This window comes from Reyranella sp. GW821-FHT14A01 (genome assembly GCF_058803965.1).
Window position 1 is genome coordinate 1 of record NZ_JBXAPM010000038.1, and the last position, 1,050, is coordinate 1,050.

Consider the following 1,050-nt stretch of genomic DNA (forward strand, 5'->3'; position numbering starts at 1 on the left):
CTAGAGTCTTTCCGAGGCTGATTGAATCGGAAGGGATTCCCAAATCGAGAGGACTGTGATTCAAACTGCTGACCGATAGGAGGTCGGCGGGATGACCCGAGCCTATTCGATGGACCTGCGGGAGCGTGTGGTGGCGGCGGTTGGCGACGGTCAGTCGTGCCGTCAGGTCTCGGCGCTGTTCCGGGTGAGCGTGTCGAGCGTCGTGAAGTGGGCACAACGGGCGCGTTCGACCGGCAGTCCGGCGCCCCGGCCGGTGGGCGGTCGTCGAGGCTGCAAGCTGGATGGCGAGCGGGACTGGCTGCTGGGGCGGCTGGCGGAGAAACCGGATCTGACGCTGCATGCGCTGCTGGCCGAGCTGCGCGACCGAGGCGTTACGGTGTCGTGCGACACGCTGTGGCGGTTCCTGCGCGAGGCGGGGATCAGCTTCAAAAAAAACCGTGTTCGCCAGCGAGCAGGATCGACCTGACGTTGCCCGACGGCGGGCTTGGTGGCGGAAATACCAGGCCCGGATCGATCCCCGGCGGCTGGTCTTCATCGATGAGACCTGGGCCAAGACCAACATGGCCCGAACCCATGGCTGGAACCGGCGCGGCGTGCCACTGCTGGCCAAAGTGCCTCACGGTCACTGGAAGACGCTGACCTTCCTGGCAGCCCTGCGATACGACCGCATCGCCGCTCCCTGCGTCTTCGACGGTCCGATCAACGGCACAAGCTTCCTGGCCTACGTCCGCCAGTTCCTGGTGCCGATCCTCAGCCCGGGCGACGTCGTCATCATGGACAATCTGGGCAGCCACAAAAGCTGGTCCGTCCGGGCCGCCATACGCGCCGCCGGCGCCAAGCTCTTCTTCCTGCCGCCGTATTCCCCCGATCTCAACCCGATCGAGCAGGTCTTCGCCAAGCTGAAGACCCTCCTGCGCAAAGCCCAGGAACGTACCGTTGAGGATACCTGGCGACGCATCGGAAAACTCCTCCAATGCTTCGCACCCCACGAATGCGCCGCCTACATCAAAAACGCCGGCTACGCTTCGATATGAGACGGAAAGACTCTAG

Annotated in this window: 1 protein-coding gene; it reads left to right on the forward strand. The window is 64.1% G+C overall.

Annotated elements, in window-relative coordinates; all coding sequences use genetic code 11:
• The first annotated feature begins 91 nt into the window (after positions 1 to 91).
• A protein-coding gene (locus AC1ROX_RS31595; RefSeq protein ID WP_493132899.1) for an IS630 family transposase occupies positions 92 to 1,034 on the forward strand; the annotation gives its coding sequence in 2 pieces (ribosomal slippage) (positions 92 to 427 and positions 429 to 1,034; 942 coding nt in all).
• The last annotated feature ends 16 nt before the right edge of the window (positions 1,035 to 1,050 follow it).